Source organism: Haladaptatus marinus (assembly GCF_051194195.1).
The window spans coordinates 69175-83044 of record NZ_JBLZNK010000008.1 but is presented as its reverse complement, the minus strand read 5'-3'; the positions used below and the strand labels follow the sequence as shown (position 1 = coordinate 83044).

Annotated in this window: 11 protein-coding genes and 2 pseudogenes; 8 read left to right on the top strand and 5 right to left on the bottom strand. The window is 54.5% G+C overall.

What is annotated here, in order from left to right; genetic code table 11:
* Window positions 1-17: 17 nt before the first annotated feature.
* The 4 genes from dgoD to ACN2TU_RS24165 all read left to right on the top strand — a co-directional run bounded on the left by dgoD (window position 18) and on the right by ACN2TU_RS24165 (window position 5165).
* Complete coding sequence (gene dgoD, locus ACN2TU_RS24180) at window positions 18-1172, top strand: galactonate dehydratase (RefSeq protein WP_435159084.1); 1155 nt, start codon at window positions 18-20, stop codon at window positions 1170-1172.
* 79 nt (window positions 1173-1251) lie between these two features.
* Window positions 1252-2310: a cellulase family glycosylhydrolase gene (locus ACN2TU_RS24175; RefSeq protein WP_435159082.1), complete on the top strand. Its 1059-nt coding sequence runs from the start codon at window positions 1252-1254 to the stop codon at window positions 2308-2310.
* Window positions 2303-3100, top strand: a complete 798-nt coding sequence (locus ACN2TU_RS24170) for an SDR family NAD(P)-dependent oxidoreductase (protein WP_435159081.1) — start codon at window positions 2303-2305, stop codon at window positions 3098-3100. The genes ACN2TU_RS24175 and ACN2TU_RS24170 overlap by 8 nt, the downstream gene beginning before the upstream one ends.
* Before the next feature lie 64 nt (window positions 3101-3164).
* Window positions 3165-5165 carry a glutaminase family protein gene (locus ACN2TU_RS24165; RefSeq protein ID WP_435159080.1) on the top strand — a complete coding sequence of 667 codons (2001 nt, stop codon included), beginning with the start codon at window positions 3165-3167 and terminating at the stop codon, window positions 5163-5165.
* Window positions 5166-5186: 21 nt separating this feature from the next.
* On the opposite strand, the pseudogene ACN2TU_RS24160 reads toward ACN2TU_RS24165, so the two are convergent.
* The 3 genes and pseudogenes from ACN2TU_RS24160 to ACN2TU_RS24150 form a co-directional block, all read right to left on the bottom strand.
* Window positions 5187-5666 (bottom strand): annotated as a pseudogene (locus ACN2TU_RS24160) (DDE-type integrase/transposase/recombinase); the annotation flags it as partial.
* Window positions 5667-6362: 696 nt separating this feature from the next.
* Window positions 6363-7376, bottom strand: a complete 1014-nt coding sequence (locus tag ACN2TU_RS24155; protein ID WP_435159078.1) for an alcohol dehydrogenase catalytic domain-containing protein — start codon at window positions 7374-7376, stop codon at window positions 6363-6365.
* Window positions 7377-7401: 25 nt separating this feature from the next.
* Window positions 7402-7629, bottom strand: coding sequence for a hypothetical protein (locus ACN2TU_RS24150; RefSeq protein ID WP_435159077.1), 228 nt, complete (start codon window positions 7627-7629; stop codon window positions 7402-7404).
* Here ACN2TU_RS24150 and ACN2TU_RS24145 point away from each other — a divergent pair.
* From ACN2TU_RS24145 to ACN2TU_RS24130, 4 genes and pseudogenes are all read left to right on the top strand, one after another.
* The gene (locus tag ACN2TU_RS24145) at window positions 7628-7813 is read left to right on the top strand and encodes a hypothetical protein (RefSeq protein ID WP_435159075.1); all 186 of its coding nucleotides are present in this window, start codon (window positions 7628-7630) and stop codon (window positions 7811-7813) included. The two genes, ACN2TU_RS24150 and ACN2TU_RS24145, sit on opposite strands and share 2 nt — an antisense overlap.
* Before the next feature lie 835 nt (window positions 7814-8648).
* The gene (locus ACN2TU_RS24140; protein WP_435159073.1) at window positions 8649-10913 is read left to right on the top strand and encodes a hypothetical protein; all 2265 of its coding nucleotides are present in this window, start codon (window positions 8649-8651) and stop codon (window positions 10911-10913) included.
* Between the two features lie 114 nt (window positions 10914-11027).
* A pseudogene (locus ACN2TU_RS24135) lies at window positions 11028-11282 on the top strand (DUF8139 family protein).
* A gap of 622 nt (window positions 11283-11904) precedes the next feature.
* Window positions 11905-12912, top strand: a complete 1008-nt coding sequence (locus ACN2TU_RS24130) for a DUF4352 domain-containing protein (protein ID WP_435159070.1) — start codon at window positions 11905-11907, stop codon at window positions 12910-12912.
* Between the two features lie 40 nt (window positions 12913-12952).
* On the opposite strand, the gene ACN2TU_RS24125 is transcribed toward ACN2TU_RS24130, so the two are convergent.
* Both ACN2TU_RS24125 and ACN2TU_RS24120 read right to left on the bottom strand, forming a co-directional pair.
* Window positions 12953-13285, bottom strand: a complete 333-nt coding sequence (locus ACN2TU_RS24125; RefSeq protein ID WP_435159069.1) for a RidA family protein — start codon at window positions 13283-13285, stop codon at window positions 12953-12955.
* Window positions 13286-13520: 235 nt separating this feature from the next.
* Complete coding sequence (locus ACN2TU_RS24120; protein WP_435159068.1) at window positions 13521-13772, bottom strand: hypothetical protein; 252 nt, start codon at window positions 13770-13772, stop codon at window positions 13521-13523.
* Window positions 13773-13870 lie beyond the last annotated feature (98 nt).

Here is a 13870-nt window from a genome sequence, read left to right as displayed (position 1 = left end):
AAAGGACAAACACAACCATGACACGAATCACAGACTACGAACTGTTCGAGGTTCCACCGCGATGGCTGTTCCTCCGCATCGTGACGAGTGATGGCACCGTCGGCTGGGGAGAACCCATTGTCGAAGGACGTTCTCACACCGTCCGTAGCGCGGTCGAAGAACTCATTGATACCTACCTGCTCGGTGAGGATCCTCTTCGAATTGAGGATCATTGGCAGACGATGTACCGGGGTGGTTTCTACCGAGGGGGTCCCATCCTCATGTCGGCGATAGCGGGCATCGACCAGGCACTCTGGGACATCAAGGGCAAACACTTCAACGCACCAGTGTATGACCTGCTCGGTGGCCCTGTACGCGACCGGGTTCGCGTCTACCAGTGGGTCGGTGGCGACCGTCCTGATGATGTCGGCGAGGCGGCGGCGGAGAAAGTCGACGCCGGCTTCACCGCACTAAAGATGAATGCAACACCCGAAATTCGACGTGTTGACAACCCGAGTGCGGTGCAAGATGCTGTCGATCGACTTCGTGAAGTGCGCAACCGTGTCGGTCCCGAGGTCGACATTGGCGTTGACTTCCATGGTCGCGTCACGAAACCAATGGCGAAGCGTCTGGCGAAGGAACTGGAACCGGCAGACCCCTTCTTCATCGAGGAACCGGTCTTACCAGAACATAATGATATACTCCCCGAGATTACCGCACAAACATCGATTCCGATCGCGACGGGCGAACGAATGTACTCACGGTGGGATTTCAAAGAGGTATTCGAGAACGGATCGGTCGATATCATCCAACCTGATCTCTCACACGCCGGTGGCATCACAGAAGTACACAAGATCGCTGCAATGGCTGAAGCATACGACGTTGCGATGGCACCACACTGTCCACTCGGACCGATAGCGCTCGCCTCCTGTTTGCAGGTCGATGCCGTTGCCTCGAATGCACTCATCCAAGAACAGAGCCTCGACATCCACTATAATACAGGGAACGACGTCTTAGACTACCTCGTTGATACCTCCGTCTTCGATTACGATGAAGGCTATGTCGACCTGCCTAGTGGCCCGGGTCTCGGCATTGACATCGATATCGAGTACGTCCGTGAGCGAGAAGAGATAGACGTCGACTGGCACAATCCCATCTGGCGGCACAATGACGGCAGCGTCGCCGAATGGTAATCATGGTCGATTCGATTCCCCCCACTGTATCGTACGCAAGACCTACCCTGAGACGGCTCAACACAGATATTCACAAACTATGACAACCAACCGCTGGAGCAAAGAGAAAGCATGGAACTGGTATGATAAACAAGACTGGCTTGTCGGGTGTAACTACCTGCCCAGTACCGCAGTCAACCCGACCGAGATGTGGCTATCAGAATCGTTCGACCCAGAAACCATCGACCGTGAACTTCGCTGGGCCAGTGCTATCGGAATGAACACTGCACGAGTATTCCTGCAGTACATCGTTTGGGAGGATGATCCGGACGGGCTGAAACAGCGCATGGAGAAGTATCTCGATATCGCTGACTCCCATGGCATATCGACGATGTTCGTCTTTTTCGACGATGTTGGGTTCTCTGGAGACGAACCGTACCTCGGTCCGCAGAAAGAGCCACTTCCGAACACGCACAACAGCCAATGGACGCCAAGTCCCGGCCATGAACAGGCGGTCGATCGCGCAACGTGGCCGCAACTAGCCGACTACGTCCGTGACATCGTTAGTGCGTTCAGGACCGATGAGCGAGTCCTCATATGGGATGTGTACAACGAACCCGGTAACAGTGAAATGGGTGAGCAGACACTTCCACTCCTTCGTGAATCCTTCGACTGGGTGCGTGAGGCCGATCCGACACAACCAGTCACCGCGGGGGTCAACTGGGATCCAAACCGAACCAGACAAAATCAAATCGGAAGTGACAACTCGGACATTATCTCGTTTCACGACTACAGTGAGTTATCGTTCACAGAGGAACGCCTCGATGACCTCGAAGAATACGACCGGCCACTTCTCTGCACGGAATGGCTTGCACGCACCCGAGACAACCACGTTCGCACGCATCTACCGTACTATAAAGAGAAAAATATCGGCTGTTACACTTGGGGATTCGTGAACGGGAAAACACAGACACACCTCCCGTGGAGTACGGCACAGACGTCGATTGCTGAAGCCATCGAGGATGAGGACACCGAGACGTGGTTTCACGATGTTCTTCACGAGGACGGCACGCCTTACCGACCGGAAGAGGTCAAACTGTTCCGCGAATACACTGAAACGGGAGAATCGACTTCGCTACCGGAAGGAAGCGATGACTGAGTGCACTTCAGTACGACACACCGATCACATCGCAATCGTCACAGGGTCGACTAAAGGGATTGGCGCCGGGATAGCCAGGCGTCTCGCTTGCGAGGGGGCAACGGTCGTGGTCAACGGTCGGTCGGTAGAGGAAGGCGAAGCCGTTGCCGAGTCGATTCGCTCGGATGGCGGTGACGCGATATTTGTCGAAGCGGATATGCGCAAGCCGGCAGAAATCGAAGCGCTCATCGAGCAAACGGTCGACCAATTTGGTCGTATAAACGTTCTGGTGAACAACACTGGTGTGCAAACGGAAACGACTGCAACTGACGCAACGATCGACGATTGGGAGTTCGTTCTGGAGACGGATTTCCGTTCGTTCTGGTTGTGTGTAAAGCACGCTGTCGAGCATATGCCTGCTGGTAGTGCAATTCTGAATATGTCCTCAAACCACGCCTATCTCACCATGCCCGGGCTGTTCCCATACAATGCAGTGAAGGCTGGAATCAACGGGATGACGCGCGCACTGGCGCTCGAACTCGGACCGCTCGGAATCCGCGTGAACACGATCAATCCTGGTTGGATCGAAGTGGGTCGGACGCAGGAGGAACTGACTGCAGATGAGCGTGAGGAAATCGAAGAGATGCATCCGATGGGACGCATCGGAACTCCCGAGGACGTTGCAACGACTTCAGCATTCCTGACGAGTGAAGAAGCCGCTTTCATCACCGGGACGAGTCTTCTCGTCGATGGTGGTCGCACTGCTGTAATGCAGGATCACACGTTCGTCGAATATAAACGGGGCCTCTAGTGGACGTTATCTGAGCCGACTCACACTCGGTACATTTATACGGTTACTATTGATTTCACTACATATGAGTTCGCTTCGACCACCAGCTGTGCCTCTCGTTACTCATCATCCCTATTTCAGTGTCTGGTCGCCCACAGAGCACCTTGGTGAGTCGACAACCACCCATTGGACTGGAGCGGAGAACGGTCTCGTCGGATTTGCGGTCATCGACGGTCACCCCTACCGGTTTGCCGGCGAACACGGGGAAATTCCAACGATGGACCAAACAGAGTTAACCGTTCAACCGACCACGACATTTTATTCGTTTCGAGCAGGTGGTGTTGAACTCGAGGTCGAATTCATATCACCCCTCCTGCTCGATGATTTCGAGATTCTCGCTCGCCCAGCGACATATGTATCATTCTATACTAGTTCGATAGACAACCAGAATCATGACATTTCGATATATTTCGATATAACTGGTGAGTGGTGTGTCGATGATAGGAAACAAGCCATCGAATCAAACCGAATTTCTATTCCAGATGTCGGCCAAGCACTCCAAATCGGGACGACGACCCAAGAAATACTCACCCATAGTGGCGATGACAAACGCATCGACTGGGGGCATCTGTATCTTCTCCCTCCGTGTGAGTTGGCGACAGAAATGATTGTCTCGACAACAGATATTCGCGATACATTCGCGTCGACTGGTCAGCTGTCTCAGTCGGACTCGCTTACCCTACCTACCGAAGTTGGCGATGCACCGCCAGTACTGGCTTGTGTATTTGATATGGACGTCGTCCCGACGTCCAAACAGGAAACGTTCCTTACGATTGCCTATGACGAACGAAAAGCTATCGAATATTTCGAAGACCACCTCCAGCCCTACTGGCGACGCAACGGGAGAACGGTGACAGAGATGCTCACTAGTGCTGTTGTGGACTATCCTACTCTCCGCGAACGATGTGCAGAGTTCGACTCAGTATTGAGACAACGGTGTCGCTCTGCAGGTGGAGAATCGTACGCAGATATCACGGCGCTCGCATATCGTCAGGCAATAGCCGCACACACACTCGTTGAATACGACGATACGCCGCTTTTCTTCTCGAAGGAATGTTTCAGCAACGGCTGCATTGCGACGGTTGATGTGACATACCCTTCAATTCCACTCTTCTTGTTGTATGCTCCCGATCTCGTCAAAGGAATGCTTCGGCCGATATTCCGCTATGCTCGAACTGATGACTGGCCATACGAATTCGCACCACACGACGTCGGTACGTATCCAATAGCGAACGGCCAAACGTATCGTACTGTGGATGGCGAACTGGTGCTTGAGAATCAGATGCCGATCGAAGAGTGTGGGAACGTACTTATCATAACTGCAGCAATCTGTCTCCGCGACGGATGCTCAGCGTTTGCAGATGAGAACTGGGAGTTACTCACACAGTGGGCAGAGTATCTCGTTGAGAACGGCTTCGACCCGGGTGAACAACTCTGTACAGATGACTTCGCGGGACATCTCGCACACAACGCAAATCTTTCTTTAAAAGCCATCTTTGGTATTGCGAGCTACGGCATACTATGCGGACTTCGTGGCGATGAAGACCGCCAAGAAAAGTATCTGACCCTCGCAAATCAGATGGCCGAAGACTGGACTCACGATGCCGATGATGGTGAGCATTTCCGGTTGACCTTCGACAGGCCTGGAACGTGGAGTCTCAAATATAATTTAGTGTGGAACAACCTGTTCGATCTGAATTTGTTCGATGACGATGTTGCTCAGCGAGAGGTAGTGAAATATCTCGAAGAACAGAACAAGTACGGAACTCCTCTGGACAATCGAGAAACATACACGAAAGCCGACTGGCTTCTATGGGCAGCAACACTCGCTGATGACGAATCGGACTTCGAACAGTTGATCGACCCGTTGTGGCGATTTTTGGATGAGTCACACGATCGAGTACCGTTTGCTGATTGGTATGACACGGAGACAGCCGAGCGGAATAGATTTCAGCATCGATCAGTGGTTGGCGGCCTATTCCTGAAACTTCTCCGTCAGGAAAAACATCTGTTGAACTCGCAATAAAGATAGTTACTAGTGGCAAGGCCGATACCCGTAGCCATCGACGAGAAACACAGCGTCTGAAGGATCGTGTTTCTCGGCCAGTCCAGACAGAAACGCAGCCGCTGGATCAGTACCATGCTGATCAAACACGGCGATGTCGAGAAGCAGCTTCGTTTCGATGTCTATTGCAGCGTATACCCAAGACCATTCCCCGTTTATTTTGATAGCGGTCTCGTCGACCGCGACCCGCCTCGGCGTCGCCGACGACGGGTTCGAAACGCTGTCAGCAATTCGATGTACTCATTGGAAAATCTCTTGATGCGACCGTTCCACGCCGGAAGCGCAAGAATCGCTTGTGTTTCTCTGAGCGAACAACCGGTCGCGTGGATCCGGACGGCGAACGCCCTGACGGGCGTCACCAGAACGCGTCGCGTTCTGGTTGGTGAACGAGATGCTTCGCATCTCTTCAACGTCGCCGTCCGCTCACGCTCCCAACATTCAAGATTCGGGGGTCTCTAACATCTCGCTGAGCAGTTCTTGGTTGAGCAAAGCACTAAATCAACGAACTGCTCGCTTCTCAAACTGGCTTAACTAGATAGTGCCGGATGGACTGGTTTGGTGGATTGATAGGTGTTGGGCCATGAGAGGTATATCGTTTCGAACCTCCCTGATTGACTGAGACGACACTCTGGTGTAAAAATCGACTCACAGCAACTATCTTCACTCAAGATCAGGTGTGTCCACACCCGCTTAGCGCAACAGGAGGTGGTGAGGAAAATGGATTCTAGCCATACGAACGGGGGTGGATTCGAACCACCGGGGCCACGAAGTGGCCGCCATCGACGACACGAGTCGGAGCGTCGATGGTGCTTCTACCAACAAGCAACCCGTTCTCACATCGGATTTCCCCACCGGGGAACCATGATGGCCGTGGTGGGAATGACGTCACGGCCAGTCGTCCGGAAGTCTGCCATGAAACACGCAGTTTGCAATGCTTGTCCCGAGCGCCGCGGGGCAAGTTTATGGCACCAGGGAGGCCCCGACGACGCTCGCAACTCATCCAATGACCGCATTGAATATTGTTATACACTCCCTGAAATCAACACGACAACCATTCGACCGCAGATCAGGGAGCCGGGAGTGGATTCAAGAGAGGCGAAACGATACAATTCTCATCTCAGTGCTCTCGTGAGGTAATAAACCATTGAACAGAAACGACTAGGGAGTGATGACGAGCTTTCCGACGCTTTCACGATCCTGCATCGCCGCGAACGCTGCGTCAGTCTTTTCAAGTGGGTATGTTTTGTCAACCTCTGGCGTGAGCGCACCATCGGCGACAAGTCCAACCAGTGTCTCCAAATCGCCCTGCGTCCCCATTGTGCTCCCGATGACACGTTTATGACCGAGGAAAAGATCAGGGATATCGATCTCGGACGTACTACCAGCTGTTCGCCCACAAACCGCCATCCGACCACCGCGCCGCAAGACGTCCAACCCAAGCTGAGTATATGCGCCACCGAGGTGATTGAGTACCCCATCAACCGAGCCGATATCAGTGACTGCATCCCGAATCTCGTCCGGTTCGGTGCTCTCGATAGCGTAGTCAAGGCCGAGCGATTCGAGGTGGCTGAGTTTCTCTTGGGAGGAAGACGTCCCAATACTGTGAGCACCATGGATCGCCGCGAGTTGTACACCGGCCACACCGACGCCGCCGGTTGCACCTGGAATGAACACGAGGTCGTTTGGTCCGGCTTCCACTCGGCGAAGCATATGGTAGGCAGTCAAGTAGGCCGTTGGGAGAGCCGCTGCCTTGACCATCCCCACGTCGTCAGGAAGCGGGACGAGGCGGTCGGCTTGAACCCGAGCAATTTCGGCCAGGCCACCGTGGTAGAGAGAGAAATCCTCGCAAAGATTTTCTGGGCCCTCTCGACAATACCGACATACCCCGCAGGTTTCGTTTGGGCAGAGTACCACACGATCACCCGGTTTGACCTCAGTGACATCCTCGCCGATGTCTTGGACAGTTCCAGCGAGATCAAGACCACTAATGAACGGCAGATCGTCCGTGTCCACCATCGCGGAGTCCCCTTCGAGAATCCAGAGGTCGTGACGGTTGATCGAACACGCCTCAACTGCAACCACAGCCTCGCCCCTATCGGGTTCAGGTGTTGGTTGATCAATAATCGAGACACCATCCGGTCCGGTCAAATCGGTGAATGCTGCGACACGCATCAACTAGCGGTTGGTTCCTATGTTATTAGTTGTAGAGGAGAAGGCGACGGTGGCTGATTCCACTGCAGTCGAAGCCCGTGAAGCTGACGAGACGGCACAGAAACGCGCACAGGCCGACCAATTCGCCTTCGACGTCAATGCCTCCGGACTCATCCAAGTCACCAACGAGAGCCACGAGAACCCCGCAGTCCACCAGTACACAGTCTCCATCGACGACGTGACGCATGAACTGATGGCCTGCACGTGCCCACATGGCTGCCGTCGAAAACGCAACCGAAGAGGAAACGCTCGACGCCTTCCCACCAGAGGGCGAAGACGATACCGAACCCGAAGACTGCGACTGTGAGGGCCTCGGTGGCTTCCCGTGCTGGCCATGCGTGCGAACGGGACGGACGGATCTGCCGAACGAACCATCGCTTCAGCCTTTTTATCGATAGCACTCAATTGACGGTCTCGCATCTCTCCGACCAGCGAACGCTCACGGGGAGATGAGGAATCAGTGGACTTCAGAGCGATTTTTAATTGGACGTCCGTCATCCTCCCTGTGAAAGTGTTCTAGGGTGGTGTCATCCGCGAGGTAGCGAAACCTCTGTGTGAATCCATGGATTACTGGGTATCCTCTCGGTCGTACGTTTGACGTAGTGTCGAGTGACTGTGAGCGCCATCTGTGTTCGGTTGAGGAGCGAAATCGACAGCCGGTGCTGTCTTGATGAGATTATCTTCAGAAGCCGCGTAGAGGGAGAGGTTGTGACAACTGAATCCTCTCTAACACTTATACTATGTCGGTTGACTTCCCAATCAAGCCGAGTCATAGCTTGGTTTCAACTCTTTTCGGCACGCTCTGCTCACCGAAGTCATCTCAGACCGCCACTAAATTAGAACAGATGATCAAGAAACAGAACATCATTAGGTCAGCACCGCCGATGAGTGGTCAGTTTCAGTCCACCCGTCCCGTCCGGCGAACTAATTTTGAACGTGCAACAGGGTATCGGTGATTATTGATACAGCCATTGTCGCCAAATCGAGACTTACAATCAACGTTCTGAGCGTCTTTCGTGTGAAGTTCTGGTTCAGGGCGGCCCGGAGTGAACCGCAAGACAACGGCCCATCAACAATGAGCTACACATGAGCAATAGGAGTATGGGACGAAACGTCCTCTTTTGTGAGAACGATACACATCGTGACAAGGGGGTTGGCCACCGTCGCACCAAATGACGATCACTAGATACGTCAGCCACTAAAATTACATACTATACATCGTGATACCTTCGTATGACCGACCACAACGACCATGACAAAACTGGTCAGTCGAACATCCGAGGTACTCTTTCACGTCGACGGCTCCTCCAGACAGCTGTCGCAGGGGGCCTGCTCGGCGTCGGTGTGTCCGAACCACTGACCGAACCTGCCGCGGCGAGTTCTAGAACCGGCCCGAAACAGGGGCCAGACGTTCTCTACGAACCGCCCGCAAGGGCACCGCAGTTCGAGAACACCCCACCGTGGCGTGCCGAGCCGCTGCTCGTCGCAGGGACCGAGGGGTACTCCGAGGGTGAGTATCAGTATCAGGACTACGTCTACGACGACTACGGCGCGAACACGACGGAAACGGCCGCGCCGCCACAACCCGCACCGAACGATGCCTCGGCATACGGCGACAACGGGGTGATGACGGGTGACGTGGTCTACCCGACGGACGCCGAGACGTACCGCCACAACGCTGCCGACCTCCTCGAATTTCGAGCGACGACGGAGGGTGACAATCTCCGATACCGCGTGACACTCAACACGATGACCCAGTCGGGCATCGCTGCCGCAGCCATCGGCATCGACACCGGTGGCACCACGGGAACGGACGAATGGGGGTACGGCCTCGGGACGCTCGGTGACCTGTCGCTCGACCACGTTGTCGTGACGTGGGGTGACGGCGCGGAACTCGACGGTGAACTAGTCGACTCACAGGTCGACCTCGCTCGGAACCAGATCGACGTGACGGTCCCTCTCACCCCGGACGAAGAGACGTGGCGCCACTACCTCGTGGTCGGTCTGTTCGACCCCGCCAAGAAATTGTTCGTTCCTATCCAGGAACTCCCCGATGAGACACACGCCGGTGGGGCTCACGAGTCGTCACCCCCGCCGGTGTTCAATGTCGGTTTCCGTTTCGACGAACCGGTCGGCGCACCAAACATCGACCGCGAAACCGGTGAGGAACAACTCGACGATGCGACGGAGACCGGCTCTCGCGGCATCGGGTACGGCCACTGGCGCGACCACGCACAGGCAACGGCACTCGCGGCCCGGGACATCAGCGAGTTCCACGCCGACATCGACTTCGCTAAGGTCAAGACGCACGTCGAAGAGCGCCGACTTCCCGAGACGGGATTTCAGACGCGTCTCTACTCGTCGCACTACGATATCGGGTCGGGTGTCGACGCAGAGAACGACATCCTTCGTGGCCGGGTCCAGCAGTACGGTTTGTACGTTCCGAAGAGCTACGACTCTGAGACGCCGACCGCAATGCATCTCCACCTGCACTCACTCGGGTCAACGTACAGCGAGTACGCCACCCTGAGTCCGAACCTCCTCCGACAACTGGGTGAACAGCGAGATTCCCTCATCCTCACCCCACACGGGAGGGGGCCAGCAGGGTGGTACCTGAACGAGGCGGAGCTCGACGTCTTCGAGGCGTGGGGCGACGTCCGCTCACGGTATGCAATTAATTCCGACCACGTGACCCTCGGTGGGTACTCAATGGGTGCGTTCGGGACGTTCCGGCTCGGCGGGCAGTACCCGGGTCTGTTCGCGCGAGCGTTTGCCGTCTCCGGTGGTGCCTTCAAAGCCGAACCGTATGAGGGAAGCACGCCCCAGTACCTCGATGGATTCCGCAACCTCCCGCTTCGTATGTGGAACGGAGGTGCTGACAAGCTCGTTCCCGCGCCGGTGTACACGGCGACAGAGGAGCGACTGCGGGAGCTCGGCTATCGCCACGAACTCGACGTGTTCCCCGAGTACGACCACTTCACCTTCGCCTTCCGTGACGAGTGGAGGCCGGCCCGTGACTTCCTCGGGAACGCCACCGTTCCGATGCACCCAACGCGTGTCGTCTACCCGTTGGTTCCCGAGTACGATGCCGAACAGTTCGGACTCGTCCACGATGGGGCGTACTGGGTGTCGGACGCGACGGTCGCCGCTGACGCGGAGTCGGGCCGTGTCGACGCTCGTTCGCGTGGGTTCGGTGAGGCCCCACCGATTGAAGCGGATTACGAACGCGAGGGAACCGAACCGACACCGCACCTCAAGCGTGGCACCGCGTGGAAGGACCCAATTGCGAACCCACCTGCGGAGAACGCGCTTGACCTGACGCTGGACGGTGTCTCCGAGGTGACGGTGTGGGTTGAAGACGCCGGAATCGACCCCTCACAGGTGATTCGCGTAGCCGTTGACTCGACCCACCCCGTTGAGGTCACACTGGCGACAGCGAACGAACGAACGGTCGTCTCCTTCGAGGCGGGTGAGTCGGAGAAAGAAGTCACGATTTAACTGCTGAATTTCGGGTTGGCCGCCGTGGCTGTGGTCATCCTTGCTGGGTTGAACCTCATCATCACGCACCCCGAAACGAAACTTGACGGTTACAGACGAAACCTCCGAGGGGCTATGATAGTTGGAGATACGTTCAATTCTGCGAGGGTTCCGTTCCAACCGGGCGACGACGTACAAGCCTACGTCTCCGAGACCGATCCCGATAGTGAACACCATGGGAAAGAATGCACCATCACGGACGTCCTGCAGGATACTCTCGGAGACGAGACTGGGCGCGAACTCGACGCCTAGAGCTACCGCATCGAAACCGATGATGAGGAAATCGAGGTCTGGTTCCGGCATCGCGACTTGGTGCCTGTCTCACAGTAACCAATTCCCAATACTCCACTGCAATGGGCGATAACGAACGCAAGCCAACGTGGCCACAGATCTGAGATGCACTCGAAGTCAACGAAGATTGCCTTTGCAGTGCGTGGCTCACGGGAAGTTTTGTAAACCCGACGAAGGAAGTCACACGAGAGAGCGACGTCGATGTTGTCCCCGCATTCGAAACCTACGAGGCATAGACCAATTCGACTATGATGGGCGCTATCCGGAGACGATTGCGGTCAGTGGTATCACTCGAGAGCTAGATCTCATCATCGGTGGTCCGGAGAGCGATTACGATGATGGGGAGAGTGAATTGCTCTATGCGCGTACCAGTGAGGAATCCGAATAACGTCACTCAATCGACAGCGTACGTAGATCACGCTCTGCATGGCTTCTTTTGTTTGAGAGTGCTACCTCCATCAGATAGTGATTGACCATACCAACCCAGCGACAGGAGAATCATGGCGTGGGTGTAGTGGTTCTTTATTCCCTTATCCTGTTCTATGTTATATTTCCACTCTGGGTAAGTTTATATCCTTACTATACGTTTCTATATTTGGTCATAGATCCTATGAATTACCGCACCTACACTAGAGGCATCACTCTCGTTCTCGTGGCTCTGATGGTGGTATCCGCCGGCTGCTCCGGCGACACGACTGCCGACGCTGAAACCACGACAGCAACCACTACAACGACTGAGACACAGACAACTGTCGACACGACTATCACGAATCGGCAGTTTGACGTCAAGATCATCAACAAACAACCGAATTCCGACAGTTCTGGTCTCCAGAACTTCGATTTGGAAGTAACCGTCGATACACGCATGCCAGATACTGATGTGGATGGCTCTGGCGAACCAGCACTCGCTGTCGACATTGATGGTGACTGGATTATCGAGACACAGGAACTCCCACAAAAAGAGTCCGGCACCTACACGATCCACCTTGACGAAAGCGATCTCCAGGTGTACTACGGTACGAAGGATATTCGCGTCGAACTCCTCGATAAAGATGTCCTTGGAGATGATCTCGTTGATGTCTGGGAAGGACAAGTCAACTTCGGCTCGAAGCCTAAGCCCCAGACGACAACCACTCCGAAGTCCACTACTGCAAAACCAACCTCGACGAGCACGCAATCCGAAACCACGACCATGGTAGAATCGACAACGACTGATCGGTCAGACGACTCGGACTCGTCGCCGACAGAGTCGAACACAGGGTCTCTCTCATTCGGCGAGACGCACATGATGACGAACGGTATGAAGATCACTGTGGATGATCTTCGATTTGAAGAATCGTACTACGACGGCTACAGCGACTACGATGCACCGCCGGGCGAGAAGTGGCTATTCGTAACAGTCACCGCGGAGAACACCGGAAATGAACCGGCGTACGGACCGAATGACTTCAGTGTCAAAGCAATTGCTGACAACACGCAATACAATCCGGATCTCTACATCGGTGAGGAGTTCGAAGCTTACGAATGGGCCGAACTTCAACCCGGAATCACCGAAGAAGGGGTAGTCATCTACGCTGTTGACGACGACGTGTCGATTGATGACATCGAGATCGTCTGGTACGAACAGTACTATACGTTCGACGACGATGCGAACGTCCGCTGGTCGTAGTTTGGCGACACTCCAATTTCCTTGTTCATTTCACTGATTATCACTCGTCCATCCGAACTTCCGCTTCCCAATCATCGTTCGGAATCACTGCATTAGCTTCGATTTCGATCAAAGCGTCATCATGCGCTAAATCGGAAACCTCAACGAACGTGCTCGCAGGATAGTACGGTCGAGTAAAGAAATCGGCTCGAATCTCATGAATGAGACGGCGATTCTTTGCCGTCAAATGTGGTTCTCGAATGTGGATCCGATTTCGAACAATACTCCGCATATCTCCGTCGAACTCGGAAACGAATCGCTCAAACAGCTCGAAAATATTCCGTGCCTGGGCCTCTAGATCGCCACTCGTCCATCCCGTCCCTGAGATTTCCAATTGGATATGGTCCGAGTGATGGATCGCAACAGCCAGAGCGCTTGGTGGTTCGTCGATTTTTTTCTGAATCGATCTTCCCTGGGCCCGGTGCGAGAATGGTTTTCTTCACTTCTTGATCCAGACTATCATTTGGCTAATAGTTTTCGACGACTAAATGACTGCAAAAACAACCGACTGCCAATCAATTGAACGAACTCCGGACTAGTATCTGCATCGATGATTCTTCCCCGACCATCTATTCCTCATTGTTTGGAATCCACCAGATAACTACCCGTGGACTCAATTTCCCACGTTCCAACTTACCCTGATCATGTAGCTCTTCGAGTCGCTGATGTACTGGCCGCCGCTTCATCCCAACCGTATCTGCAACCCACCGAGCGGTCACTGCTGGAAACTCGGACTCACGAATCACTCGAAGAATATCGTCATCACTCGTTTGCTCCGCAAATCGTCCCTGCTCGTCCCGTTCACTCTCATTCTCGGTCATAGCCCATAGTATCGCAGCCACCTACTTAATACCAACTCCTACATGGGATACCGAAATCTTTAATACCGTATCCCACATAGGATATGGTAGGAAGAACG

Coding starts and splice junctions, on each gene's coding strand:
- dgoD (WP_435159084.1), top strand. CDS start 18: ATGACACGAATCACAGACTACGAACTGTTCGAGGTTCCACCGCGATGG.
- ACN2TU_RS24175 (WP_435159082.1), top strand. CDS start 1,252: ATGACAACCAACCGCTGGAGCAAAGAGAAAGCATGGAACTGGTATGAT.
- ACN2TU_RS24170 (WP_435159081.1), top strand. CDS start 2,303: ATGACTGAGTGCACTTCAGTACGACACACCGATCACATCGCAATCGTC.
- ACN2TU_RS24165 (WP_435159080.1), top strand. CDS start 3,165: ATGAGTTCGCTTCGACCACCAGCTGTGCCTCTCGTTACTCATCATCCC.
- ACN2TU_RS24155 (WP_435159078.1), bottom strand. CDS start 7,376: ATGCGTGTCGCAGCATTCACCGATTTGACCGGACCGGATGGTGTCTCG.
- ACN2TU_RS24145 (WP_435159075.1), top strand. CDS start 7,628: ATGGCTGCCGTCGAAAACGCAACCGAAGAGGAAACGCTCGACGCCTTC.
- ACN2TU_RS24150 (WP_435159077.1), bottom strand. CDS start 7,629: ATGTGGGCACGTGCAGGCCATCAGTTCATGCGTCACGTCGTCGATGGA.
- ACN2TU_RS24140 (WP_435159073.1), top strand. CDS start 8,649: ATGACCGACCACAACGACCATGACAAAACTGGTCAGTCGAACATCCGA.
- ACN2TU_RS24130 (WP_435159070.1), top strand. CDS start 11,905: ATGGTGGTATCCGCCGGCTGCTCCGGCGACACGACTGCCGACGCTGAA.
- ACN2TU_RS24120 (WP_435159068.1), bottom strand. CDS start 13,772: ATGACCGAGAATGAGAGTGAACGGGACGAGCAGGGACGATTTGCGGAG.